The sequence below is a fragment of the uncultured Mesonia sp. genome, assembly GCA_947499595.1.
GTDB classification, from domain to species: Bacteria; Bacteroidota; Bacteroidia; order Flavobacteriales; family Flavobacteriaceae; genus Mesonia; species Mesonia sediminis.
Window position 1 is genome coordinate 161,261 of the sequence record CANMOY010000003.1, and the last position, 26,130, is coordinate 187,390.

The following is a 26,130-nucleotide window of genomic DNA, read 5'->3' on the forward strand; positions in this document are numbered from 1 at the left end:
AGTAGATATGCAAACATTTGAAAATACTCCCGCTAAGCTAACATTTCTGTAAGATAAATAAATTTTAACATAGGTTTAGTTTGATCTAGTTTGAAATTAACCAAAATGAGGGTAGATTTGTGTTTTTTAATCTAATAATATGATAAATAAATTCGCTTTATTGTTATTAATCGCAATGGGTTTGGCAAGCTGCAAATCGAGTCAATCTAGCAAAAATAAAAATAATATGGTTCAGCTGGAGCAAAATACTACCACTACATGGCAGCTTATAGAATTAAATGGTGAAGAAATTAAAGCTGGAGATCAAAAACCTGTTCGGTTTACCTTAGATGTAAACAATCGTGTTTATGGTTTTACAGGTTGCAATAATTTCAATGGTAACTTTAGCTTAGACAAAAATTACACCTTGTCTTTTTCTCCGCTTGCTACTACCAGAATGGCTTGCCCTGATGCTAAAATAAACGAACAACAAGTTCTAGATGTATTTAATCAAAGCAAATTTTACACGCTTGAGGGTGATTGGTTATTCCTAAAAAACAGTCAGGATAATTTGCTAGCAAAATTCAAAAAAATTGAGCAACAAGAACAAATTGTAGAAAAGTATTGGAAATTAAAAGAGCTTAACGGAAAAAAGATAGAAATGCAACCCAACCAGGATAAAGAGATTTATTTTATGCTTAAAACCGATGAAAATAGGTTAACAGCTTATGGGGGTTGTAACACCATAGGTGGTAGCTTCGAGTTGAAAAACGGTCAGCGCATAGATTTTTCTAATTTACTGAGTACCATGAGAATGTGTGAAGAGGATATCTCAAAAGTAGAGAAGGAGTTTTTTAAGGTTTTTGACACCGCAGATAATTATAGCATAACAGGCGATCGTTTAACTTTAAATGTAGGGAGAAGGGCTCCATTAGCCGTTTTTGAAGCAGTGTACTTTTAATATTCTTATGGAGTGTTCTATTGCCAGTCAAACCATCTTGAGGCTCTAACAAACCAATTTTACCGTATTTAGATTTATTTTGAAAAATTAATTAGAATTGGAGATTTTCTTAAATTAATAAATGGAAGGGAAAGCAAAAAGAAAAATTCATTTCCAATGTTTAAGCGGTCTCAGTACTCGAGCTAGTAAAATAAATAGAAATTTTTCTATTTAGATTGATTATATTTTTAACTCTAACTAGCATTCAGGGTTGATTTATTTATTGTTGCAGGTTATTTGCTAAGTTGAAACATATAAACGCCATAGTATTGTCGAATCATAAGCGAATTCAGCCCATACTGAGTTCACTGAATAGTGAGCTAAGTTAGTTTCATAACATATTTGATGTAGATTTAAATTAAGGGCGATATGGTTCAAACCTTGCTTAACTATAATGTTAGTATATTTAAATATCAAGTCAACTTAAAAATTAATCTGGTTTTCGAATAAGCCTTTCATAACAAATCGATAAATCATAATAATAAGGAGTTTTTATAGCTTTTAGATTTTCTTAAAGAACAGTGTTATGAAGGCATTTTACCTTTACCAGTTCTCTTCCACGCTTTACTTGCAAGCCTAGATGAATTCGGTTTACTCCATTTCAAACGCCTATCATAAGCATATTGAGTCCACAGTGAGTCCACTATTTAGTGGACTCAAGTAAACTCATAATCGATTCAATATAGATTTAGAATAGAGACAATTTGGTTTAAACCTTGCTTTGATAAAAAGTTAGTATACTTAATGACTAAGTCAGCTTTAAGCAAGTAAGATTCAAAGAGTAATAAGATTTAAATACCGCCTAGTGTTTAAAATACAGTACTTTATAAACAAGCCACCTACTTGAAATTTAAAAGCTTTTAGGTCTCAATTTAGAGGTATGAAAAATGTAGATTTCTTTGTATACAGATAATCTTCAAATTTTGATTAAACACGGGGTATAGATTTGTAACAGTTAACTTTGATTCTTGATAAATAGAATTAAAGAAAATTATAAAAGAAATAAAAACCCGACTTAATAATTTAAGTCGGGTTTTATGTTGTGCGGGCGGAGAGACTCGAACTCTCACGCCGTGAAGCACTAGATCCTAAGTCTAGCGTGTCTACCAATTCCACCACGCCCGCAATTGTTTTATTAGAACTTTGCTAAAGTATATTTCCTTAGCGAGTGCAAATATAAACAAAGACTGGAATAATCAAAGAATAACTTTAAAAAAATTTCATTTTTTATTCTAGTATGGCTATCTTCATCCCAATTAAAAAAACAAGGAATGAACAAGTCAAAAGCCTATTTAGAAGAAAATAAAGAGCGATTTCTCGAAGAGTTGATAGATTTATTAAAATTACCCTCTATTAGTGCCGATCCTAGCTATAAAGATGATGTTATAGCTACAGCGCATATGGTGAAAAAACGTTTGGCAGAAGCGGGTTGCACCCACACCGAAATTTGCGAGACGCCTGGATACCCTGTGGTCTATGGAGAGCGCATAATAGATGAAAATCTACCTACCGTACTGGTTTACGGTCATTATGATGTGCAGCCGGCAGATCCCATTGAATTGTGGGACAGTCCAGCTTTTGAACCGGTAATCAAAAAAACCGATAAGCACCCAGAAGGAGCTATCTTTGCTAGAGGGGCTTGTGACGATAAGGGCCAAATGTATATGCACGTGAAAGCTTTGGAATACATGGTGCAGAATGAGGACCTACCTTGCAACGTGAAGTTTATGATAGAAGGAGAAGAAGAAGTGGGTAGCGAAAATTTGGGTTGGTTTATTCAACGCAATCAAGAAAAATTAAAGAATGATGTTATTTTAATTTCTGATACCGGTATGATCGCTAAAGATGTGCCTTCGATTACTACAGGTTTACGCGGACTAAGTTATGTAGAAGTAGAAGTAACTGGGCCAAATAGAGATTTACATTCAGGACTTTATGGAGGTGCTGTGGCCAACCCTATAAATATTTTAAGCAAGATGATTGCTTCTTTACACGATGAGAACAATAAAATTACAATTCCAGGTTTTTATGATAAAGTAGAAGAGCTTTCCCAAGTGGAGAGAGCTAAAATGGCTGAGGCGCCATTTGATATAGAGGAATATAAAGAATCTATAGGCTTACACGATGTATATGGAGAGAAGGGCTTTACTACTAATGAACGAAATTCAATACGACCAACTTTAGATGTAAACGGTATTTGGGGAGGATATATTGGAGAAGGTGCCAAAACAGTTATTCCTAGTAAGGCTTATGCCAAAATCTCTATGCGTTTAGTACCACATCAAGATTGGAAAGAGATAACAGAATTATTTCAAAAACATTTTGAATCTATCGCTCCAGATGGAGTATATGTTAAAGTGAAACCGCATCACGGAGGTCAGGGTTATGTTACGCCTATAGACGGTATTGAATATAAGGCTGCCAGCAAAGCTTATAAAGAGGTTTTTGGAAAAGAGCCTATTCCTCAACGTAGCGGAGGAAGTATACCAATTGTGGCCATGTTTGAGAAAGAACTCAAAAGTAAAACTATTTTGATGGGATTTGGTCTCGATAGCGATGCAATTCACTCCCCAAATGAGCATTTTGGTATTTGGAATTATTTAAAAGGCATTGAAACCATACCGTTTTTCTACAAGCATTTTGCTCGATTAAAGCAAAAATAAACTTACAATTTCAGAGAAGCCTCTTTACTGCTAAGAGGCTTTTTTATATGAAAGAAACGCTAAGCACGATTATATTTTAAAGCCTGTAGACTACATTTTGAAAAATAAGTAATGCATCAATGGCAATGAATCAATTAATTGTACCTTTGCAAAAAAATAATAGTAATGACTAAAAGACAAGGCAAAAAGAAAACGAAGAAAGAGTATGGTGTGCCTAAACCTCATAAGAAGCCAGCAACTAAGAAGGTAGCTGTAGACAAACAGGTTAAAAATCCAGATGCTAAAATGCGTTTGAATAAATATATAGCAAACTCCGGTATTTGTAGCCGTAGAGACGCAGATATTTATATTAAGGCAGGAAATGTTCGGGTAAATGGAGAAGTAGTTACCGAAATGGGTTATAAGGTACAACCCGATGATGAGGTAAGATTTGACGGTCGTAGAATAACTCCAGAAAGAAAAGAATATGTATTGCTTAACAAACCTAGCGGATTTTATGTTACTGGTAGCTTAGAAAGAAGTAATCGAACAGTAATGGATTTGGTGGCTAACGCATCAAAATCTAAACTGAGTCCTGTAGGTAAATTAGAAACCAGTGCTATGGGATTATTACTATTTACCAACGATGGTACATTAGCTATGAATTTAGCCAATCCCAAAAAGGGAATAAGGCAAATCTACGATGTAGAACTAAATCGTAACCTCGACTTATCTGATCTAAAGAAAATAGAAGAAGGAATAGTTTTAGAAGATGGTAAGGTACATGTTAATGCCATCAGCTATGTTGAAAATCAAAGTAAACGTAATGTTGGTCTCGAAATACATAGTACAAAACCACATATTGTCCAACGGATGTTTAAAAAGCTGAACTATGAAGTAGTTCGCTTAGATCGTGTAGTATTTGGAGGGCTTACCAAGAAAGATTTACCCAGAGGCCATTATCGCCACCTTAACAAACAAGAGGTTATTAACCTAGGGATGATTTAAAAAAAAGCTTGGTAATTACACCAAGCTTTTTTTATTATATTTTCTTCACAAATTTGGTGAGAATCACAATTTGCTGCCCATCTACTTTTCCCTCTATTTGTTCTTCATTGTCATGTACAAGAGAGACACGCCTAACAGCAGTACCTCTTTTAGCGATCATACTTGAACCTTTTACCGGTAAATCTTTAATGAGTACCACGCTATCTCCAGCTTCAATTTTTACCCCATTACTGTCTCGGTGTACTAGGCCCGTAGTTGTTTCTTCTGTGGCGTTTACTCCCTGTTTAGCATAATCCAAAACCTCATCTTCTATATACATCATTTCAATCAAATCCTGTGGCCAGCCTTCATTTTTTAAAGCATTTAATAAACGCCATACAACAACTTGAACTGGCTTATCTGTGCTCCACATACTATCATTGAGGCAACGCCAATGGTTGGGATCTAATTCTTGCTCTCCAGTAATTTGCAAATGGCAAGTCTCGCAACACAAAATACTATTGTCTATACTGGCCGTATTTTGAGGAGGTAAATTATATATTTCTAAATTCTCCTTACTTCCGCAAAGTTCACAACTAGAAGTAGCACGCTGCATTAAATCTTGATCTAAACTCATAATTCTTTTTTTTGAATGCTGCAAAAATACATTTTTATAAATGCAGAATTGCTTTTATTTTTAAAAGACTGATATAAATCAATATTCTATTTTTATTTAAGCTTTAATTTGTAAATTATAAATTAACTTTGCTTTGTTATCTAAAGTTATGCGCAGATTTTATACTATCTTTTTTAGTTTTTTAGCCTTGTGCTTTTTAAATCCAGTATTTGGTAATAATACAGAGGTTTTGTTTTCTAATGTACCGTTTCAGTTACAAGAGATCAACAAAGTTATTATTCGTATAGAAGGAGAAAGAAAGATTATTGTTAACCAAGAAGTGGTACAACCAGAAAATTTGGTGAAGGTGATTAATGCTATAGTTGATAGTTTAGATGAAGACAGTTTGTTTAGAGATTCAGCTACCTTGATTATAACTGAAAATTCAGACCCAGAGATTATCCAATTCGTAAAGCAGTCTCTTAAAAAAACCCAAATTAGCATTCTAAACGTTCAACAACGAACAGAAATCAATCAGGAAAAAACTAAAATAGGCGAGCACCAGCTAGCACTGTATGACAGCCTTGTGAAAAACTGGAAACATAGTAAAATAGAAGATCGCATTTTAAAAGCTGACGATTTAGCCCAAGTTGAATACATTTATCAAAATATGACTTTTGATCAACGTATTAAAGCCGAAAAGCTTCCAGATTTTTTACCTTTTGTAGAAGCCTTAACCCAAAAGCAAGACTTGAGTGCACAACGGCTAGACCTTTTTACTTATGATATGCAATACCGCATTTTCCTAAACAACAACCAGGTTAAAAATGACACTTTAAAACATTATTCTGTACAAGACTTTGTAAAATTTTATACTAATCCTGTACCCGATGATAGCCAAATCAAACAACAGGTTAATCTCTTTACAAAAGATTAATTTCCTTGTATTCTAGTAATCAACTCTTGAATTAATTTTTTACCATCTCGCATATGCTTCTCTCTTTCTTCGATAGATACAGAGCCATCTTTATTTTTTTTGATAGTATAGCTAAACACAAAATCTTTAGCTTGTGGAGATAAGCTAAGTAATCCAAAACGCAAATCATTTAAAATAATATAATCTTCTTTTTGCTCTAAATTGTACCAGCCCTCTGTAATTTTAAGCAGTTTTTCCACTTGTGGCTCTTGCCCCAAGGTGTCAAGCAACAAATGGTTTTTGGGATACTTTGAAAAATGTATGGGCTGGGTGTCAAAAATGGAGTAGTGGCCTATTAAATAATGACTGTCTGTTTCTACATTGGCTGTCCATAATAAACTATTAAAAGCCGTTGGTTTAGTCTCAATAGCTGTATACGAAATCCCTTGATCGTTTAAGGCTCTTTTAAAATGCTGGTAGGTGTAAAACTTAAGTAGTAAGGTGATACCTAAATAAGTGGTACTCAGAATTAAACCCCATTTATTTAAGTTTTTACGTCGAGCGGATTTTTTAGGCAAGCGCATAGCCGCTAGAACACATACCAAAAAAGGTAGCGTATAAAGCGGATCGATCACAAAAATATTTTTATAGGCTAAGCGTAGGTCTAAAGGCCAAAAAAGTTGCGTACCCCAGGTAGTGTGGGCATCAAGTAGGGGGTGAGTTAAAAAGCCCCAAAAGAATAACCAAGACCAGTCTTTAAAATTGGCAGCTTTTTCAAAACGTGAGATGAGCCAACCCATAATAGGTGCAAATAAAACAGCAAAAAAAATAGAGTGTGTAAAACCGCGATGAATAGCCAAAGCATCAACGGTACTTACAAAATGCGATGCAAAGGTATCTAAGTCGGGTATGGTGCCGGCAATAGCTCCGTATAACATAGCCTTGTTACCCACTTTTCTACCTAAAACTACTTCGCCAACAGCAGCGCCCAATACAATTTGTGTAAGTGAATCCATTAATCGACTATTTGCATTTTTTTAAGTAAAAATGAAGCATTCATATTCTGGCAAATTCCTTTTTTGAATTTATAATCAAAATGAAGCTCTTCATCGATAATTTGTGCATCGAAATAATGGTTTTCTACTTGTGGTAAGCTTTGGGCAACTTCACATAAACTCAAATCGTGTGTCGCAATAATTCCCGTGGAGTGAGAATTTACTAGTTTCTCAACAAATTTTCGCGATCCAATGGCTTTATCGGTGCTGTTGGTACCTTTTAAAATCTCATCGAGAATAATAAAATACTTATCCTTTTTAATTTGGTCAACAATAAATTTCAACCGGGTCAATTCCGAAAAGAAATAAGAGGCATCGTCGGCTAGAGAATCTACTGTCCGCATACTGGTAATGAGCTTAATAGGGGAGTATTCGCAAGTTTTGGCGCAAACAGGAAGTCCTACATTACCCATAACTATTTGTAGCGAAATGCTGCGTAAAAAAGTACTTTTCCCTGCCATATTGGCTCCAGTAATAATGAAGAATTCTTGTTGATTGATCTCATAATCATTTGTCACTGCATCTTTTGGATTGATTAATGGATGCACAGCCTCGGTTGATTTTAAAACCACTTGGTTTTCTTTTATTTTTGGATAGGTGTAGTTTTGGTGATTAAAAGCAAAACCTCCTAGCGAGTTGTAAGCGTCAAAATAATCAATCGCTGTAAACCAATTTTCGGTGCTTGGGGCGTATTGCTTGATCCATTGCTCTATTTCATAAGCTTTCCATAAATCCCAAAGCATAAAACCACTGATTAACTGCCCAAAAATCATAAAGTTCTTCCGCTCTAAAGCATCAATAAGTCTAGAAAAATCTTTGACCAAAGCGGATGCTTTTTTTTGATCGATTTGAATTTTGTTTTGCTGATTCTTGTTCCAATCCGATTGAAAATCGGTAACTTCAATTAATCCCAGCAATAAATGATATTGTTGAAATGTGCTTTGAATTTCGCTTACATAACCCGATAACTCATTTACTTTTTTTGCAAACCTCCCAATAATAATCCAACCCAAAATAAACCAGCCTGCCACATAAAACCAAGGAATTAAATCTAAAGCTAGGCTAAGAAATAACAAGAATGAGACGGCTGTAAAAACCTTAGGCAGCCATTTATAAACAGAAGGAACAAAAGCTTCGTAGTTTTTAAACCAGCCTAAAACAATAGGTGGTTTAATTTTTACTTGAGTCATTTTAGCAATCGCCGTGAATTCTTGTCTAAACTTTATTTTTTTCGCAAGGTCTCGTATACTATCTTGTTTTTGCTTAATCTGGTCAATATTGTTGCTGCTTAGTAAATGGGCTAAAGCTCTTTTACCCGAAGCTAAGGCGGTACGGTTGAGGTATTGAAAAAACGATCGATTGCCAAATAAATCTATATCTTGACTAAATTCGTGCTGAGGATCAACAAATTCATCTCCACTTGGTAAATGGTGAAAATCCCGTTTTAAAACGCTAAGCTCAGTTTCATTCAGTTCAATAAGTTGTCGTAATTTTTCTTTTTGTTGTTGAAGATCACTGTGTCTAGATACCAGAAATAAGAAAGAAACAATTCCTAAAAAAATAAAAAGAAATATAAGCGAAGTTGAGCTTGAATAAAAGTAAATTAAAAAAGCAAAAACTAAGAAAACCACCAGCCTCAACATACTCGAAGCAAATAGCCGTTTTTTTATTTTTTTTAGCTCAAGTTGAAATTCTTCTATATAAGCGCTATATGTAGTTTTGGGGTCTTGCATTAAAAATAAGGTTAGGAGGTTAAAGTTTACTCAACTCTTCTTTTTGCTTTTTAGTTAATTGGCTAACTACCAATTCATAACTGTGATTGATAAAATGCAATATCTTTTTTTGTGTTAAATGCGGTCCGTTAATAACAACCGTATTCCAATGTTTTTTACTCATATGATAACCGCCATAAATTTCATCGGGGTAGCGTTCTCTCAATTCGATGGCTTTTTCGGGGTCGCATTTCAGGTTAATGGCAGGATTTCCCGCTTCCCATTTTTCTAGTCCTATCAAAGCATACATCTTACCCATAACTTTAAAAACTAAGGTTTGCTGATCAAAAGGAAAATCCTCTGTTGTGCCTGGCTTGTAAAGACAATATTGCCGAATTTCATCAATCTCCATAAGTTACTTACTTATTCTTTTAGTGTTGGTAGTTGTGGGGCTGTTTTCGAGGATTAATGCAGAATAATCGAGTTTCCAATTGATAGTTTCAACAAGTTTTTCCATTAATTGTATAGTCTCCAAAGCTTGATTTTGAGCTTCGTTAAGCAAGCCGCTTTGAGGTATTTTTTCTACAATATAGCGTTTGGCTTCAGTGTTGATATCAGTCAAGTCAGTTGAAGTAAAGGGGTTTGCCCACCCTTCACGTTTATCGTAATACTTAAAATCGGTTTCAATAGAGAGCAATTCGGGCTCGGGAAAATTGGTGAGCACGATGGTTTTTTCGGCCGTTTTGGCCTGCATCTGTATTTTGGTTAAATCAAAGCCTACGTGGGCTTTCGCTTCGATTAAGATAAGGGCTTTCTTACTTCCTAAAAAAATATTTAACCACTTGTCTTTTACATTTTTATAATGATAAATTTCGGCAAAATCACCTTCTACGATAATGAATTTACAAACCGCTCTAATTTTCTCCATTATGATGAGCGATTGTTGATCCTGCGATTGCTTTGCTTGATCTTTGTGGGTAAATCGGTAAACAAAATAGGCTGCTACGGCACCTACGGCCAAACCTAAGAAAAGTAGCTCCATTGTACTAAAAATCTAAAAAAGTTCATACAAAATCGGTTTACTGGGGGAAGCGTCGTTATGAAACGAGCTTATCTGTAAATTTAATAAATACTGACCGTCTTTTACAGTATTTGGCACATAAATCAATTCTGTAATGCTGGCATCTAGGCGAGGCTTAGCAGGGTAATTCCAAAAGGCTTTATGAGCCAGTAGTTTTCCATCATCTTTTTCGCGATCTATAGAAGGCAAATCAATTAATAAATGCTTCACCTTTAATTTCCGCAGCAGCAAGGCGGCTTCTTCTTTTAAATAGGGCCAGTTGGTGTGACTATACTTAAAACTTTTCTTGGTCGTAGTGTTGGGTAGCGTTCTTATTATAAGGGCTTCTGGGTTATTATCGTTTAATGCTTTACGGATTTGATCTGCGGTAAAAATATAATCTCCATCGCTCAATTCTGGCGTTAAACTTATAAGCTGAGCCTCAAAAAAGAATTGGGTAAGGCAATCGTTAATGCTATAAAATTCTTTAGAAATATGGCCTACACACTCGGTATGGGTTCCATGTGCGTGCGGATTAAAACTAATATCATTAAAATTAACTGATGCTCCTTGTTTTACGCTAGCCACCCAGTTGCCGTCTTGCACCGGCTTAATACTTGGCACATCTTTATACCATGCGGTTACATTTTGCTGATCACCATACAAGGTTAATGAAATATCTATGGGTTTGTTTAAATTAACCGTATAGCTTTTTTCAGAAATATTAATTTGTGCACGCATCAATACAAAAAACTTTTAATTAACCATAAACTGCTTAAAAAAACTAAAAAACCTAGCAAGACGAGCCAACTACGCTTGTAATATTTTTGATGCAATTTTAAATCTTTACGGTAACTATAAAGCAATAAAAGGGCGAAAGCCACAATAAAAAAAAGGGTAAAAGTAATTTGACCTTGCGTAAACATAGCTTTGTTTTTCACAAAATTAGGTATAAAAAGCCAAATGCTTTAGGCTAATGGAAAAAAAGAAAACAAAAAAGCGCTCTTCAAAAAGAACGCTTGAAAGCTTTATTATAGAATGTAAAATTAATCTAATTTTACTTCGTATCGCCATCCAAAAGGATCTTCGGCACGGTTGTATTGAATATCTTGAAGTCCTTTTTTGAAGCGAACACTGTAAGGATTTTCTATTTGAGGTAAATCATAGTATTTTTCAGCATATTCAAAACCTTCGATAAAAGCAATAGTCGCGGCAGTTCCTGTTCCAAAAATTTCTTTTAATGAACCGTCCTCTGCAGCGCTTACTAATTCTTCTACAGTAATTTTTCTTACCTCTACTTCAACTCCTTGATGCCTAGCTAAATCTATGATGCTTTTACGGGTTACCCCATCTAAAATACGATCGCTTGTAGGTGCTGTTATTAATTTATCGTTTATTCTAAAGAAAAGGTTCATGGTTCCTGCCTCTTCAAGATATTTATGGCTGTTAGAATCGGTCCATATAATTTGCTGATAACCTTTTTCTTTAGCTAAATTAGTAGGATAAAACTGTGCGCCATAATTACCCGCTGCTTTAGCATAACCTACACCACCATCTGCAGAACGTGAATAGTGATCGGCCACTAAAACTTTTACTGGTGAATTGTAATAAGCTTTGGCCGGACAGCAGATAATCATAAACTTATATTCGTTAGAGGGTGAAGCCGAAACTCCATTTTCAGAAGCAATTACAAAAGGTCTTATATAAAGCGAATTTCCGTCTCCTGGGTGTACCCATTTTTCATCTAACTTAAGTAAGGTTTCTAAGGCAGCGAAAAAATAGTCTTTGGGAAACTCAGGTATTGCCATTCTTTTAGAAGAAATATTAATACGATTAAAGTTTTCTTCTGGTCTAAAAAGCCAAACCTTGCTATTCTCATCTTTAAAGGCCTTCATCCCTTCAAAAACCGCTTGCCCATAATGAAAAACTTTAGCAGAGGGCTCAAACTCCATAGGACCATAAGGCAAGATTTTAGGTTTTTGCCAGGCACCATCTTTGTAATCGCATACCATCATATGGTCGGCGTAGTTTTTACCAAAGGCTATATTATCAAAATCAACTTGATCAATTTTTGATTTTTCTACTTGGCGTATATCTAAAATATCGGATGTGGAGTGCATAATAAAAAATTTTCACAAAAGTATTAAAATAAAACAACTTTTATACAGATGCTTTTTTTAATTTTGGCTTATCTAAAATCTTAATATAATGAAAAAGTTTTCTTTTTTAATTTTGTTGGCCTTTATGGCTTGTAAGCAAGAGAATAATCCGGCCCCGACCGAAAACCAAGAAACGCCAGAAGTGGTTGAAAAAACTGAAGTGAATTTTGTGAACTTTGGTGAAGAAATAGGAGACGCTAATGTGTTAACACGAGCCGAAATGAAAGCCCAATATGAGCAATTGGCCGAAGGAGATACGCTTAATGTTGCCTTTAAAAGTGAAGTAGAAAAAGTATGTAAGAAAAAAGGATGCTGGATGTCTTTAGATCTTGGCGAAGATGAAGCTACTTTTGTTCGCTTTAAAGACTATGCTTTTTTTGTACCACTCAACAGTGAAGAACGTGAAACCGTAGTAAAGGGAAAAGCTTTTATTAGTAAAACTAGCGTCGAAGAGCTAAAACATTATGCGAAAGATGCCGGGAAATCTCAAGAAGAAATAGATGCTATTACCGAGCCTAAGGTTGAGTATGCTTTTATGGCCGATGGAGTTTTAATGCAAGAGTAAATGAAAGCTATATCTTTATATACGCTTTTATTGTTGCTGATTTTAATGGCTTGTAAAAATGAGCAGTCTAGTGAAACCAGCAAGGCAACTCCTTTAGTTGAAGAAAAAGAACCTATGCAGATGTACCAAATGTCTGAAATGGCAGCTTATATGGAACAAATGTATGCCGCGCACCAACAGATGAAACAACAAATCTTAGACGGTGAAACAATTACTGAACTGAATTTTGATTTAGAAAACTTGCATTCTGCAGCTTTTACCGATCCTAAGGACTATGACGCTTTTTTTAAATCTTGGGCCGATCGTTTTAAGCAATATGAAATACAAATGATAGAAAATCCTGAGCAAGCGCAGCATTATTATAATCAAGCAATTCAGGCGTGTATTAGTTGTCATGAAGTGAAGTGTGCCGGACCGTTGCCACGGATTAAAAAACTGATTATTAAACCGTGAAACGCCAAATAATTACCACTGCAGATGGCTCGAAAACCATTCAGATAATTGATTGGAACGAACAATATCATTCTAAACATGGGGCCTTGCAAGAGGCCTATCATGTTTTTATAAGGATGGGATTTCAATTTATAAATAAACCTGAGTTATCTATTTTAGAAATTGGTTTTGGTACGGGCTTAAATGCTATCATTACCGCTATTGAATCAAAAAAAGCAAATCGAAAAGTTAATTATACAGGGGTAGAAGCTTACCCTGTAAGCTCAAACGAACTGGAACTTTTAAACTATAGCGACCTGTTTAAAACCGAATTTAAGCCACTGGTTAATAAAATCCATCAGTCAACTTGGGAATTCCTACAGCCCATAGAACCCAATTTTCACCTACACAAAAAAAAGCTATTTTTCCAAGAAATTGAAGATAAGACAGCGTATGATTTAATTTATTTTGACGCTTTTGGTGCAAGGGTGCAACCTGAACTATGGGACAAGAATATTATGGCAAAAATGTATAGAGCACTTAATTCTCAAGGCGTTTTGGTTACCTATTCTGCGAAGGGCAGTGTTCGCAGAGCGTTGCAAGAAGTAGGATTTCAGGTAGAACGACTTCCTGGTCCGCCAGGTAAACGCGAGATGCTACGCGCCATAAAAGCTTGTTAAACCCTTGCAAAACCTTTTATAGGTTTGTTTTTAAATTGTAAATTTAAAATAAAAAATGAAGGTTTTAATTACGGGGGCGACGGGGCTTATTGGTTCACAAATTGTTAGTCTATGCCAACAGGAAAACATAGCGGTGAATTATTTGACTACCAGTAAAGAGAAGCTAGAAAACCAAGACTATTACAAAGGCTTTTATTGGAATCCTGAAGAAGGAAAGATAGACGAATCTTGTTTTGAAGGGGTGACTAAGATAATTCATTTGGTAGGGGCAAGTGTGGCTAAGCGTTGGACAAAAAAGCAAAAAGAAATTATTTTATCCAGTAGGTTAGCTACTACCCAACTTTTAATCGATACCTTAAAGGGTATTGAGCATAATATAGAACATGTTATTTCGGCGAGTGCCATTGGTATCTATCCTAGCGATTTTCAAAAGTTATATCATGAAGACCAGCACCCAATTGCTGATAATTTTTTAGGTGAGGTGGTTAAAAAATGGGAAGCTGCAGTTGACGGGTTCGAGCAACTTGGAATAGATGTAGCTAAAATTAGAATAGGTCTGGTCTTATCAAAAAATGGTGGCGCACTAGAAAAAATAGCTAAACCTGTGCGATATGGTGTAGGAGCACCTTTAGGTAGTGGTGAGCAATGGCAGTCTTGGATTCATATTGAAGATTTGGCGAGTATCTTTTTATTTGTTGCAAAGAATAGATTAGAGGGTGTTTATAATGGTGTTGCTCCGAATCCAGTTACCAACAAGGAACTCACTGTGCAAATAGCCAAGGTTTTAGATAAGCCTTTGTGGCTGCCTAATGTCCCAAAATTTGTTCTTAAAACCGCATTGGGAGAAATGGCCACCATTGTACTTGGGAGTCAACTTGTTTCTAATAATAAAATTGATAGTCAAGGGTTTTTATTTAAGTTCACCCATATTAAACCAGCCTTAGAAGATTTACTATAAAAAAAAGCGGTGAAAATCTTTCACCGCTTTTTTTAGTAAAAAGTTACCGTTATTATTTTGTAGCAATTACTACTAAACTTAACTCAATTTCGTCGTTAACAAACTTATCTTTCAAGTCGTCAAAAACACTTTTAGAGGCATAGTTTACATTCCACTTTGTTCTATCAATAGTAAACGGCTCGCTTTTTAAAGTAAGTTTATTTTCACTTACCTCATAGTTTACAGGGATTTCAATATTTTTAGAAATATCTTTCATAGTTAAATTTCCTGCAAGCATTGTTTTGCCATCCATCTCCTTTACTTCAGTGATTTGAAACATAGCAGTAGGAAACTCAGCTACATTAAAAAAGTGATCTTCTTGTCCTTCAGCTGTTCCTTTTAAGTGTGCCATTAATTTATCACGGTCTTCACCTTCAAGATCGGTAACATCAATACTGGTCATATCTATAACTACCGTACCGCCAGAAAGCTTATCGCCGTCAACAGTAAATTCTCCTTTGCTTAACATAACTGTTCCTGTGTGTTCACCAGCAGGCTTAGAACCTACCCAGTCAATTTTTGACTCTGCCGCGTCTATGGCATAAGTTGCAGATTCAGCACCAGCTTCGGCAACTTCTTGTGCTTCTTTTGGAGTGGTTTCGTTTTTAGCTTCATTTTTACAAGCCACGGTACTCAATCCTAGAAAGGCTAATACCATACCATTTAATAATACTTTTTTCATAGTTGTATAAATAATTAATTTTAATGTGCCAAAAATACAATGTTTGGCTTTTAAAAAATCATAAAAATATGATAAAATAGCACAGGTGACATTTTGGCATTTTTGTAAGAATGGCAACAGTTTTGCTCATAGGGCAACAGAGATTTAATTTTATTAATCATGAGTAAGGAACAAGAAAAGCAAAATAGCGAAAATTATAAAGAGCAACTAGACCAGGAAATGAATGATGTTATAGAGAAGGATGCCGAAGGAAATCAGGCTGAAGCCGATGACGATATCAACCAAGAAATTAGTGAACTGGATAAGCTAAAAAATGATTTGCAAGAAGAAAAAGATAAGTTTTTACGCCTATTTGCAGAATTTGAAAATTATAAACGTAGAACCAGTAAAGAGCGTATCGAGTTGTTTAAAACAGCGGGTGAAGAAATCATGCAGGTCATGCTTCCTGTTTTAGATGACTTTGATAGAGCTTTAAAAGAAATTCAAAAATCTGAAGACGAGAACATGCTTAAGGGAGTAGAGCTTATCAGCAATAAACTACGCAGAACTTTAGAAAGTAAAGGCTTAGCCCCTATTGCCGTTAAAGCTGGCGATAAGTTCGATGCCGATATACACGAAGCTGTGACACAAATTCCGGCACCCGACAAAAAATTAAAAGGTAAGGTAATCGATGTGGTGGAGACAGGTTATACTTTAGGGGATAAAATTATTCGTTATCCAAAAGTGGTTACCGGTAAGTAATTAAAAATAAAATTGATGAAAGAAGACTATTACGACATATTAGGAGTGAATAAAAATGCGACCGAAGCCGAAATTAAAAAGGCCTATCGCAAAATGGCGGTGAAATACCATCCCGACAAAAATCCAGATGATCCTAAAGCCGAGGAAATGTTTAAAAAATCTGCCGAGGCTTATGATGTATTGAGCAACCCCGATAAAAGGGCACGTTATGACCAAATGGGGCATGCAGCATTTGATGGTTCTGGCGGCTTTGGCGGCGGTGGAATGAATATGGATGATATCTTTAGTCAGTTTGGAGATATATTTGGCTCTGCTTTTGGTGGTGGTCAAGGTGGTTTTTCTGGCTTTGGTGGTGGTTTTGGTGGCGGTCAACGCCGTGCTAAAGGGAGCAATATGCGTATTCGCGTAAAGCTTACTTTAGAAGAAATTGCCAATGGTGTAGAGAAAAAAATCAAAGTAAAACGCAAGGTTCAAGCACCAGGAACAACTTATAGTACTTGTTCTACTTGTCAAGGTTCGGGGCAAGTTACCCGCGTAACCAACACCATTTTAGGTCGTATGCAAACCGCTTCTCCTTGTACTCAATGTGGAGGTAGCGGACAGGTTATTGATAAAAAACCTGCTGGAGCCGATGCACAAGGTATGATTCAAAAAGAAGAAACCGTTTCAATAAAAATTCCAGCTGGGGTAGTAGAAGGAATGCAGTTGAAGGTTTCAGGAAAAGGAAATGAAGCACCTGGTAATGGCATTTCTGGTGACCTGTTGGTCGCTATTGAAGAAAAAGAACATCCGCATTTACAGCGAGAGGGCGATAATTTACATTATGACCTTTATATCAGTTTTCCTGAGGCAGCACTTGGGGCTTCTAAAGAAATACAAACTGTTAGCGGTAAAGTACGCATAAAGATTGAAGCTGGCGTGCAAAGCGGCAAAATTTTGCGCTTGCGCAATAAAGGAATTCCAAGTATAAACGGCTATGGTAAAGGAGATTTACTGGTGCATGTAAACGTTTGGACACCTAAAACGCTAAATAAAGAACAAAAAGAATTTTTCGAAAAAATGCAGGGAGACGATAATTTTGAACCTAATCCAGAAAAGTCTGATAAATCTTTTTTTGAAAAAGTGAAAGATATGTTCTCATAATTGCAGTATTAACAAAATTTTATATATATTTGAATATCACCGATTGCATATTGGTGATATTTTTCTTTTTCATAGCAATTTTTTTCCCATCCTTATTTCATAGAAGTTTTAAGGATGGGTTTTGTTTTTTTAGCCATTTGTTTAGTAAATTTATCCCTTAATATTGCGTATGAATCTTTTAGAAGTAAAAGGCCTCACTAAGAAATATGGAGATAAATTGGCTCTGGATGGTTTTTCGTTTGAGGTACCTAAAAACAGTATTTTTGGTCTTCTTGGGCCAAATGGTGCGGGGAAAACTACCTTAATTCGAATTTTGAATCAAATTACTCAACCCGATTCAGGTGAAATTAACCTTGACGGTAGACCACTTAAACCAAAAGATGTTGAACTCATTGGCTACTTGCCCGAAGAAAGAGGCTTGTATAAAAGTATGAAAGTAGCCGAACAGATTATCTATTTGGCCCAACTAAAAGGTTTGTCTAAAACTGTAGCCAAGAACCGCATGTATTATTGGTTTGATCGTCTGAATATAAAGGGCTGGGGAGACAAAAAAATTGAAGAGCTATCAAAGGGAATGGCGCAAAAAATCCAATTTATTGTCACGGTGATTCATAACCCGCCTTTGTTAATTTTAGATGAACCCTTTAGTGGTTTTGATCCTGTGAATGCAAATTTGATCAAAAATGAAATTTTAACTTTAAAGGAGGAGGGTGCAACTATAATTTTATCAACCCATCGAATGGAGAATGTGGAAGAGCTTTGCGATAATATAGCTTTAATTCATCAGTCAAAAAAGGTGTTAGATGGTCCAGTGAAAACCATAAAGCGCAATTACCGATCACAAACTTATGAGGTAGGTTTTCACTCGGAAAGTGCTGAGGAAATCACTAGACAATTATCGAAAAATTTTAAAGTACAACCGGCTTATTTCAACGATATTACTGCTCAAGCTAAGCTGCAGGTTAAACTAAATGACCATCAATCTACCACCTCGCTCCTGCAATTTCTTATTGATGCAAAAGTAGAAATTACTCATTTCAGTGAGTTAGTTCCTTCAATAAATGATATATTTATAAAAACGGTAGAGCAACATGGGTAACTTAAGTCTTATTATTAAGCGAGAATATCTGGCAAGAATTAAAAATAAGGCTTTTGTCATTATGACTTTTTTAAGTCCGCTTCTCGTTGTAGGGATGATATTCTTAGTCGCATACCTTAGCAGTTTAAATAACGACGAAAAGAAGATAATTGCCCTTCACGATGTGCAAGAATTAATTAATAAAGAACTACCCAACACCAACCAGCTCGGTTTTGTAGATTTTTCGAACCTACCTATAGATCAAGCTATTATGCGTGCTGATAAAGAAAAACTTTATGGTTTGCTTTATGTGCCTGCTGTAGAAGATGCTGCTATCTCTAATCCCAATATAGAATTCTTTGCTAAAGAGGCTCCCAGTAGTTTTTTAGTGTCAGATTTAGAACAAAAAATAAGTCGAATTATAACCGATACCAACTTGGCCAATGCAGGTATAGACAAAACTCAATTGCAACAAGCACAAACAAAAGTAAACCTACAAATCGAAGATTTCGACGGACAGTCAACCTCTAAATTGGCGGGCTATGTTAAAATGATTTTTGGTGGTGCCGCGGGTTATTTGCTTATGATGTTTATCATTATTTATGGCAATATGGTTATGCGCAGTGTAATTGAAGAAAAAACAAACCGTATTGTAGAAATTATTATTTCTTCGGTAAAGCCTTTTCAATTGATGTTGGGTAAAATTACGGGTACTAGTTTGGCAGGTCTTACGCAATTTTTAATTTGGCTGATCTTTGGCGGAGTTATTTTACTAATTAGCAGCAGCCTTATAGCACCAAATGAGCCAGGAATAGTAAGCGCGGCGACACCCGTTGATAGCGATGAGATAGCCTTGCTTTTTCAAAACATTATGGCACTCCCGCTCTTTAAAATAAGCCTTTCATTTTTCATTTATTTTATCGGTGGCTATTTCTTATACAGTGCCATATATGCGGCCATTGGGGCCGCGGTGGATAGCGAAACCGATACCCAGCAATTTATGTTTCCTATAATTGTACCACTTATGCTGGGAATTTATGTTGGCTTTTTTACTGTAATTGAAAACCCACACGGCACCGTAGCAACACTTTTTTCGCATATTCCTTTAACTTCTCCAATTGTTATGCTTATGCGAATTCCATTTGGAGTGGCTTGGTGGGAAGTATTAATATCTTTAAGTATTTTATTTGCTTCGGTTTTTTTAGTGATTATAATGGCAGCAAAAATTTATCGCATAGGTATTTTAATGTATGGAAAGAAGCCAACTTATAAGGAATTATTCAAATGGTTAAAAAATTAATAAAATGAACGAAATCACGTCAAATAAACGTTAATGCTTTAAGAGGTTTATTGTAAATACTTATATTCGGTAATAACGAACACTTCGATCATTTTATGAGAAATTTCTTTAAGGCTTTCAATTTTTGGCTGATCCTGTTTTTAAGCTACTCTTGTGGTTTAAAAGCACAAACTACAGATCTTGCAAGAATTGAATATACACGTATACCTTTTTCTAAGGGAAAACAATCCATGAATCGATTTCGGGCATTTATACAGGCCCCAATTCCCATAAAGGAAGATTATTTAGTATTCGGGGGCGAGTATAGAAAAACCGATTTAGATTTTAAAGAAGACATCCCTTTTGAATATAACCGATTAGAATCTACGCAACGCATAGATGCTACCTTGGGCTATATTAAAAAGATTAAAGCAAGTAATTGGCGTTTAGCCTTTAGGGGCGGAATACGCTTGACCTCAAATTTTGAGCGTTCACTAGTGCAGGATGACCTAATATATATAGGTGCTGTATATGCGATTAACGATGTGAAACAACGCGATGAAAACGGTACAGTAATTGGGAAACCTTATCGTTGGATTTTCGGCTTGGTTTATACCAGCACCCCGGGGAGAAATTTTCCCTTACCCCTAATTAATTTTTTTAGAAAACCTAACGATACTTGGTCATACACTTTGGGTGTGCCGAAGACTTTATTAAGATATTCGTTTAATGATAAGCACCATCTTCACGCTTTCGCTTCCTTAGATAATCATTTCGCAAATATTCAAAACAATATACGTATAGATAATGTAAACCGCGTAGGCGAAAATATTTCTATGACCAACGTTACTTTAGGTCTAGGATATGAGTTTTATTTTACCGACCATTTACAATATTATTTGTATGTTGGCCATACAGTTTATAATGAATACAGAATAAGAGATAATAACCGTGACGATGTTTATGTTATTGAAAACGAAAATACTTGGTACATTCGTTCAGGGCTTAAATTTAAAATATAAATGGGGAAAATTTTAATCATAGAAGATGAAGCAGCCATTAGGAGGGTGCTTAAAAAAATATTAACCGAGGAGAACAAAAATTATGAAGTCAGTGAAGCCGAAGATGGCTTGAATGGCATAGAACTCATAAAAAACAACGACTATGATTTGGTGTTATGCGATATAAAAATGCCAAAAATGGACGGTGTTGAGGTGCTCGATGCAGTCATGAAGATAAAGCCTGAAATTCCTATGGTCATGATATCTGGCCATGGTGATTTAGAAACCGCAGTAGAAACCATGCGTAAGGGAGCATTTGATTATATTGCCAAACCGCCAGATCTCAACCGATTACTCAATACTGTGCGCCACGCACTAGATAGAAAATCATTGGTTACCGAAAATAAACGCCTAAAGAAGAAGGTGAGTAAAAATTACCAAATGATTGGTGAATCGCCAGCTATAGTACAAATTAAAGAAATCATAGAAAAGGTGGCGCCAACCGAGGCTAGGGTACTTATAACCGGGCAAAACGGTACCGGTAAAGAATTGGTAGCACACTGGTTGCATCAAAAAAGTGAACGAGCCAAAGGACCAATGATTGAGGTGAATTGCGCTGCTATTCCAAGTGAATTGATCGAAAGTGAACTTTTTGGGCACGTAAAAGGTGCGTTTACTTCTGCCAACAAAGACCGCGCAGGTAAATTTGAAGCGGCAAATGGGGGTACTTTGTTTCTCGATGAAATAGGAGATATGAGTCTATCCGCGCAAGCTAAAGTTTTGCGAGCTTTACAAGAGAATAAGGTACAAAGAGTAGGGTCTGATAAAGATTTAAAAGTTGATGTACGGGTAGTCGCAGCAACCAATAAAAATTTAAAAGAAGAAATAAAAGCCAAGCGTTTTAGAGAAGATTTATACCACAGACTAGCGGTTATTCTTATTGCCGTTCCTAGCCTAAACGATAGGAGAGAAGATATTCCTAGTTTAGTGAATTATTTTGCAGAAAAAATAGCCAAAGAACAGGGCTCAACGCCCAAAACCTTTAGCGATGATGCTTTAAAACAACTAAAAGATTACGATTGGACAGGTAATATTCGCGAACTTCGAAATGTGGTTGAGCGTCTAATGATTTTGGGAGGAAAAGAAATCACCCAGCGAGATGTGGAAGCCTTTGCTAGTAAATAAAAATTCATTTAAATAAAAAAAGCAGCTATAAGGCTGCTTTTTTTATTCTTAATTTTGCTGGTCTTCGTATTCAGGATGTTTTGAAGGGTCATATTTTAAAAAATACATGGTTTTACCATCTTCTCTATTCCAGGTGTGAAATAATTCAAAACCAAATTTTTGATATACAATGGTATTTCGTCGCATTTGTGTCTCGGCATATAGCGGTAAATTTAACTTATGCGCTCGTCTTAAAAACTCATCTTTCATTTGTTTAGCTACCTGGGTGTCTGCACCGCGATTATCTTTGCTAATGCCCCAAAACCAGCAATATAAATAATCCTGGTTGGCAGGTCTTTGCTGACGAACATATTTTTGATTTCGCAAAATTTTGGGTATATTTTTGAAACCTGTTACATGGTAAACCAATTTTAAATCTTCCCATTTATCTTTGAAAAAATTAGGCTTGTCTTTACTGTTTTGAATCACTATTCCAATACCCATTTCATTATCAGATAACACCAGCGCGTCCTTAGCTATTGCCTTGTCAATCATATAAGTAGCTAAGTATTTGAACCGCTGTTCGGTTTTGGCGTCCTTCTTTACGATTTCCATAGAGGTTGGCGTTTCTTTCAAGATCTCTGCCATGCGCTCTACGATAGTGTTTTTGTCCAAATCAAAATGTTTTAGTGCGCAAAGATACTGAATTCACTTTTATTTTAATACGGCTCTTTTCGTTTATCGAGAATACTAAGGAATGTTGGTAGATTTGTTTTACTTTTAAGCCAGATACTTAAAAGACGGCAATAGCTATAAAACCAAACATTATGAAATCAATTGATATAAACGATTTTATCGCTTCAGAAAATGTGAATTTAAAAAATGCGCCTACCCAAATCGATTTAGGTGCAACCAGTAAAGAGGCCAAACAAGCCCTAAAGCCTATCCGTAAAAATCTGGCTACCTGGCAAGATAAATTATATGCGCATGGTAAATATTCGGTTTTGGTCTGTTTACAGGGAATGGATACGGCAGGGAAAGATAGTTTGATTCGAGAGGTTTTTCAAGGCTTTAATTCACGCGGGGTGGTAGTGCATAGCTTTAAAACTCCTTCTAAAAATGAATTGAAGCACGACTATCTATGGAGACACTACAAGAGATTGCCCGAAAGAGGTAAATTCGGGATTTTTAATCGAACCCACTATGAAAATGTTTTGGTAACCCGCGTGCATCCCGAGTACATTCTAAATGAAAATTTGCCGCAAATTAATTCCGTAAAGGATATCACGCCAAAATTTTGGGAAAAACGCTTTGCAGAAATCAACGCGTTTGAACAAGCGCTGGTTCAAAATGGTACGCTTATTTTTAAATTTTTTCTTCATCTTTCTAAAGAAGAACAAAAAAATAGACTGCTGCGGCGGTTACATAAACCCGAAAAAAACTGGAAATTTTCATCCGGAGATATTGAAGAACGCAAACTGTGGGACAACTATCAAGACTGCTATCAAGAAGCCATTCAAAAAACCAGTACTCCAGCAGCCCCCTGGTATATCATCCCAGCCGATAATAAAAAATACGCACGCTATTTGGTGGCTAAAATTCTGTTTGAACGTCTTACCACCTTTAAAGATGTTAAAGAACCCACGCTACCCCCAGATATTAAAGATGAATTGAGTAACTACATTCAAGAACTCGAACATGAAACAAATTAACATAGTTTTATTATGCTGGGTTGGTTTGACTTTTTAAATAGGTCTTATTTTTGGTAAAAACCCAATTTATGCCACTTTTAGGATCTATTATTAAAAAAGTTATCGATGTGAGCGGTACGCTCAATCAAAATTCAAATCCGGTTAAAGAACAGGAAGAAGTTTTGATGCACTTGCTTAAAACCGCTCAAGATACCGCCTTTGGTAAATATTATGGCTTTAAAGAATTGTTAGCTACAGAAGAGCCTGTTGCCGCTTTTCAAGAAACCGTTCCTTATTTTGATTATCATCAAATGCAAGAGCGTTGGTGGGGGCAAACCCAAAAAGGACTTCCTGATATTACTTGGCCTGGTGCTCCAGAATACTTTGCGTTAAGCTCAGGCACCACCGGTAAAACAAGTAAACGTATTCCGGTAACCGATGAAATGATAGAAGCTATCCGCCAAGCCGGGATAAAACAGGTGAGCGCTTTAGCTAATTTTGAGCTGCCCGCAGATTTTTTTGAAAAAGAGATCATGATGTTAGGTAGTAGCACCAATCTTCAAAAAAATCAAGGACATCTTGAGGGTGAAATAAGTGGTATTAGTGCTAGTAATATTCCTTTTTGGTTTAAAGGCTATTATAAACCAGGTGAAGAAATTGCTCAAATAGACGATTGGGACGAGCGAGTAAAGCACATTGCCGAAAATGCTAAAAATTGGGATATCGGGGCCCTAAGTGGGATTCCATCTTGGATGGAGCTAATGCTAAAAGAGGTAATTAAGTATCACGGAGTAAATAATATTCACGAAGTTTGGCCTAATCTACAAGTTTATACCTCGGGGGGCGTGGCTTTTGAACCCTATGAAAAGAGTTTTAATGCCCTGCTGGGTAAACCAATAACTGTTATTGATACCTATTTGGCTTCAGAAGGGTTTTTAGCTTTTCAAAATAGGCCAGATACAACCGCTATGAAACTGGTTACCGATAATGGAGTGTATTTTGAATTTGTACCTTTTAAGCCAGACTACATTAACGCCGATGGTTCATTGTGTCAAGATGCCCCTGTTTTAAGGCTCGATCAAGTCGAAGAAAACGTAGATTATGTATTGCTTATTAGTACTGTTTCGGGAGCTTGGAGGTATTTAATTGGCGATACCATTGCCTTTACGGATGTAAGTAAGGCCGAAATAAAAATTACGGGTAGAACTAAGTTCTTCCTTAATGTAGTCGGCTCTCAGCTTTCTGTGAATAAAATGAATCAAGCCATCCAGGAGCTAGAAAAACAATTCAGCATAAAACTACCTGAATTTACCGTGAGTGCTATTAAAGAAAACGGTGAATTTTATCATGTTTGGCACCTAGGAGTTAATGAAAAAGGAATAATTGAAAACGAGAAGCTCGCTCAAGCCTTAGATGAGAATTTAAAAGCGGCGAATAAAAACTACCGCGTAGCCAGATCTAAAGCACTCAAGGGAATAAAAGTACATACCATTCCGCTCGACCTATTTTATGAATGGAGTGGTGCCAATAAGAAAAAAGGCGGACAAGTAAAGATGGAGAAAGTGATGGATGAAGAAAAATATACCGCTTTTAGAGATTTTGTAAAAAGTCACTTATAGCGCCCGTTTTTGAATTACTTTTTTTGCTACTTCTTGCTCTAGTTTATCAGCCCCTAGCTCATTTACAAGTTCCATGATTTCTTCGGGAGACATGTATAAGTTTTTAATTCGGGCTTTGTAAGCGGGAGAAAGATCTGCATTATTCAATATGAAATTTTTAGTGGCCAAAATATAGTCTTTCATACCGTGTTTTATGGCATATGTATCCGCTGTACGCTCAACTTCTTTTAAATGTTTCTTAGAAAATAGGTATTTAAATCCTAAAAGAATTAAATCAAAGGCGTTTCGGTTGAGGTAATCCATAATATGTCCTAATTCGTGTCCAATCCAACCAATTAAAACTTCATCGGGTACGTCTAGAATCGAAAATTTTTCTTTCTCGATATGAAATTTTTCAGAAATTAGAATAAAATAGGCCCGCTCATTCTTAGGTTTAAAAACACTACCAAAGGCGGGTTGCGCCTGCATAGTCGATTTTTTTATGGATGCCTTAAATTTAAAACAAATGGGTGTGTCTTTCAAAGCAGGAAAATAAGCCAGTGCTTCTTCAACTTGGGGCTGTATGCTTTTGGGTATTGTTTTTCTGGTATAGTTTTTCACGTGCAATTGCTTTTAATTTACAAATTAGGTTTTTTGTTTAAAAACGGCTGTTAAGCAATTCTAAAAATTCTAGCGCCTTACTACCGCTCTACCGACCTTAAATAACTTTCAGGAACACAGAGCGACCTTATGAATTACAAGAAATAAAATAATTTGATACGAATTTTTTAAACGTGTAAAATTAGAATTCAATACCTTATTTAACTGGTTCACAATAAATACCACTGTTGCTTGCATCGTTAAAGTAATTTGTTTTTTTGTCGTTAAAACTTCAAGCGATTTAAATTATAATTCTAACTAAACTGCATATCTTTGCGCACTATTAAAAGCAG

Annotated in this window: 26 protein-coding genes and 1 tRNA gene; 16 read left to right on the forward strand and 11 right to left on the reverse strand. The window is 35.8% G+C overall.

Annotated features, from left to right (window positions below; genetic code table 11):
- Window positions 1-139 precede the first annotated feature (139 nt).
- The gene (locus tag ACH2AZ_RS04915; protein WP_394906910.1) at window positions 140-940 is read left to right on the forward strand and encodes an META domain-containing protein; all 801 of its coding nucleotides are present in this window, start codon (window positions 140-142) and stop codon (window positions 938-940) included.
- Between the two features lie 1,082 nt (window positions 941-2,022).
- On the opposite strand, the gene ACH2AZ_RS04920 is transcribed toward ACH2AZ_RS04915, so the two are convergent.
- A tRNA-Leu gene (locus ACH2AZ_RS04920) sits at window positions 2,023-2,104 on the reverse strand.
- A 146-nt stretch (window positions 2,105-2,250) separates the two neighbouring features.
- On the opposite strand from ACH2AZ_RS04920, the gene ACH2AZ_RS04925 reads away from it, so the two are divergent.
- Window positions 2,251-3,642: a dipeptidase gene (locus tag ACH2AZ_RS04925; RefSeq protein ID WP_394906911.1), complete on the forward strand. Its 1,392-nt coding sequence runs from the start codon at window positions 2,251-2,253 to the stop codon at window positions 3,640-3,642.
- Window positions 3,643-3,807: 165 nt separating this feature from the next.
- Window positions 3,808-4,629 carry a pseudouridine synthase gene (locus ACH2AZ_RS04930; protein WP_394906912.1) on the forward strand — a complete coding sequence of 274 codons (822 nt, stop codon included), beginning with the start codon at window positions 3,808-3,810 and terminating at the stop codon, window positions 4,627-4,629.
- Between the two features lie 34 nt (window positions 4,630-4,663).
- Here ACH2AZ_RS04930 and ACH2AZ_RS04935 read toward each other — a convergent pair whose 3' ends face one another.
- Window positions 4,664-5,245: a PhnA domain-containing protein gene (locus ACH2AZ_RS04935; RefSeq protein ID WP_394906913.1), complete on the reverse strand. Its 582-nt coding sequence runs from the start codon at window positions 5,243-5,245 to the stop codon at window positions 4,664-4,666.
- A gap of 148 nt (window positions 5,246-5,393) precedes the next feature.
- Here ACH2AZ_RS04935 and ACH2AZ_RS04940 point away from each other — a divergent pair, with 148 nt between their 5' ends.
- Window positions 5,394-6,161, forward strand: coding sequence for a hypothetical protein (locus ACH2AZ_RS04940; RefSeq protein WP_394906914.1), 768 nt, complete (start codon window positions 5,394-5,396; stop codon window positions 6,159-6,161).
- Here ACH2AZ_RS04940 and ACH2AZ_RS04945 read toward each other — a convergent pair.
- From ACH2AZ_RS04945 to ACH2AZ_RS04970, 6 genes are all read right to left on the reverse strand, one after another.
- Complete coding sequence (locus tag ACH2AZ_RS04945) at window positions 6,158-7,156, reverse strand: metal-dependent hydrolase (RefSeq protein ID WP_394906915.1); 999 nt, start codon at window positions 7,154-7,156, stop codon at window positions 6,158-6,160. The genes ACH2AZ_RS04940 and ACH2AZ_RS04945 overlap by 4 nt on opposite strands.
- A complete protein-coding gene (locus ACH2AZ_RS04950; RefSeq protein ID WP_394906916.1) occupies window positions 7,156-8,928 on the reverse strand; it encodes a DNA mismatch repair protein MutS in 1,773 nt (590 codons plus the stop codon). Before ACH2AZ_RS04950 ends, ACH2AZ_RS04945 begins: the two co-directional genes overlap by 1 nt.
- Window positions 8,929-8,947: 19 nt before the next feature.
- A complete protein-coding gene (locus ACH2AZ_RS04955) occupies window positions 8,948-9,319 on the reverse strand; it encodes an MmcQ/YjbR family DNA-binding protein (RefSeq protein WP_394906917.1) in 372 nt (123 codons plus the stop codon).
- A gap of 3 nt (window positions 9,320-9,322) precedes the next feature.
- The gene (locus ACH2AZ_RS04960) at window positions 9,323-9,949 is read right to left on the reverse strand and encodes a DUF4230 domain-containing protein (protein WP_394906918.1); all 627 of its coding nucleotides are present in this window, start codon (window positions 9,947-9,949) and stop codon (window positions 9,323-9,325) included.
- 12 nt (window positions 9,950-9,961) lie between these two features.
- Window positions 9,962-10,708: a cyclase family protein gene (locus ACH2AZ_RS04965; RefSeq protein ID WP_394906919.1), complete on the reverse strand. Its 747-nt coding sequence runs from the start codon at window positions 10,706-10,708 to the stop codon at window positions 9,962-9,964.
- 305 nt (window positions 10,709-11,013) lie between these two features.
- Entirely contained in the window at window positions 11,014-12,087 is a 1,074-nt protein-coding gene (locus tag ACH2AZ_RS04970; protein ID WP_394906920.1) for a branched-chain amino acid aminotransferase, read from the reverse strand.
- Between the two features lie 88 nt (window positions 12,088-12,175).
- Here ACH2AZ_RS04970 and ACH2AZ_RS04975 point away from each other — a divergent pair, with 88 nt between their 5' ends.
- Genes ACH2AZ_RS04975 through ACH2AZ_RS04990 form a run of 4 tightly spaced genes read left to right on the forward strand, consistent with a single transcriptional unit; the run spans window position 12,176 to window position 14,761 of the window.
- Window positions 12,176-12,691: a DUF4920 domain-containing protein gene (locus tag ACH2AZ_RS04975; protein WP_394906921.1), complete on the forward strand. Its 516-nt coding sequence runs from the start codon at window positions 12,176-12,178 to the stop codon at window positions 12,689-12,691.
- A complete protein-coding gene (locus tag ACH2AZ_RS04980; protein ID WP_394906922.1) occupies window positions 12,692-13,144 on the forward strand; it encodes a hypothetical protein in 453 nt (150 codons plus the stop codon).
- Window positions 13,141-13,803, forward strand: coding sequence for a tRNA (5-methylaminomethyl-2-thiouridine)(34)-methyltransferase MnmD (gene mnmD / locus ACH2AZ_RS04985; RefSeq protein ID WP_394906923.1), 663 nt, complete (start codon window positions 13,141-13,143; stop codon window positions 13,801-13,803). Before ACH2AZ_RS04980 ends, mnmD begins: the two co-directional genes overlap by 4 nt.
- Before the next feature lie 55 nt (window positions 13,804-13,858).
- Complete coding sequence (locus ACH2AZ_RS04990; RefSeq protein WP_379048487.1) at window positions 13,859-14,761, forward strand: TIGR01777 family oxidoreductase; 903 nt, start codon at window positions 13,859-13,861, stop codon at window positions 14,759-14,761.
- A gap of 52 nt (window positions 14,762-14,813) precedes the next feature.
- Here the strand turns inward: ACH2AZ_RS04990 and ACH2AZ_RS04995 are convergent, their stop codons facing one another.
- The gene (locus ACH2AZ_RS04995) at window positions 14,814-15,482 is read right to left on the reverse strand and encodes a YceI family protein (protein WP_394906924.1); all 669 of its coding nucleotides are present in this window, start codon (window positions 15,480-15,482) and stop codon (window positions 14,814-14,816) included.
- Window positions 15,483-15,641: 159 nt separating this feature from the next.
- On the opposite strand from ACH2AZ_RS04995, the gene ACH2AZ_RS05000 reads away from it, so the two are divergent.
- From ACH2AZ_RS05000 to ACH2AZ_RS05025, 6 genes are all read left to right on the forward strand, one after another.
- Window positions 15,642-16,223 carry a nucleotide exchange factor GrpE gene (locus ACH2AZ_RS05000; protein ID WP_394906925.1) on the forward strand — a complete coding sequence of 194 codons (582 nt, stop codon included), beginning with the start codon at window positions 15,642-15,644 and terminating at the stop codon, window positions 16,221-16,223.
- Between the two features lie 15 nt (window positions 16,224-16,238).
- Complete coding sequence (gene dnaJ / locus ACH2AZ_RS05005) at window positions 16,239-17,366, forward strand: molecular chaperone DnaJ (RefSeq protein WP_394906926.1); 1,128 nt, start codon at window positions 16,239-16,241, stop codon at window positions 17,364-17,366.
- A gap of 169 nt (window positions 17,367-17,535) precedes the next feature.
- Complete coding sequence (locus ACH2AZ_RS05010; protein WP_394906927.1) at window positions 17,536-18,465, forward strand: ABC transporter ATP-binding protein; 930 nt, start codon at window positions 17,536-17,538, stop codon at window positions 18,463-18,465.
- Window positions 18,458-19,744, forward strand: coding sequence for an ABC transporter permease (locus ACH2AZ_RS05015; RefSeq protein WP_394906928.1), 1,287 nt, complete (start codon window positions 18,458-18,460; stop codon window positions 19,742-19,744). Before ACH2AZ_RS05010 ends, ACH2AZ_RS05015 begins: the two co-directional genes overlap by 8 nt.
- A 95-nt stretch (window positions 19,745-19,839) precedes the next feature.
- Window positions 19,840-20,745, forward strand: a complete 906-nt coding sequence (locus ACH2AZ_RS05020; RefSeq protein ID WP_394906929.1) for a DUF6268 family outer membrane beta-barrel protein — start codon at window positions 19,840-19,842, stop codon at window positions 20,743-20,745.
- Complete coding sequence (locus ACH2AZ_RS05025; protein WP_394906930.1) at window positions 20,746-21,909, forward strand: sigma-54-dependent transcriptional regulator; 1,164 nt, start codon at window positions 20,746-20,748, stop codon at window positions 21,907-21,909.
- Between the two features lie 48 nt (window positions 21,910-21,957).
- Here the strand turns inward: ACH2AZ_RS05025 and ACH2AZ_RS05030 are convergent, their stop codons facing one another.
- Complete coding sequence (locus ACH2AZ_RS05030) at window positions 21,958-22,563, reverse strand: hypothetical protein (RefSeq protein WP_394906931.1); 606 nt, start codon at window positions 22,561-22,563, stop codon at window positions 21,958-21,960.
- Between the two features lie 152 nt (window positions 22,564-22,715).
- Here ACH2AZ_RS05030 and ACH2AZ_RS05035 point away from each other — a divergent pair, with 152 nt between their 5' ends.
- Together ACH2AZ_RS05035 and ACH2AZ_RS05040 are read left to right on the forward strand one after the other, a co-directional pair.
- Window positions 22,716-23,600: a PPK2 family polyphosphate kinase gene (locus ACH2AZ_RS05035; protein ID WP_394906932.1), complete on the forward strand. Its 885-nt coding sequence runs from the start codon at window positions 22,716-22,718 to the stop codon at window positions 23,598-23,600.
- Window positions 23,601-23,668: 68 nt separating this feature from the next.
- Window positions 23,669-25,198 (forward strand): GH3 auxin-responsive promoter family protein, encoded by a 1,530-nt coding sequence (locus ACH2AZ_RS05040; protein ID WP_394906933.1) that lies wholly within the window; start codon window positions 23,669-23,671, stop codon window positions 25,196-25,198.
- On the opposite strand, the gene ACH2AZ_RS05045 is transcribed toward ACH2AZ_RS05040, so the two are convergent.
- Window positions 25,193-25,798 carry a hypothetical protein gene (locus ACH2AZ_RS05045; RefSeq protein WP_394906934.1) on the reverse strand — a complete coding sequence of 202 codons (606 nt, stop codon included), beginning with the start codon at window positions 25,796-25,798 and terminating at the stop codon, window positions 25,193-25,195. The two genes, ACH2AZ_RS05040 and ACH2AZ_RS05045, sit on opposite strands and share 6 nt — an antisense overlap.
- Window positions 25,799-26,130 lie beyond the last annotated feature (332 nt).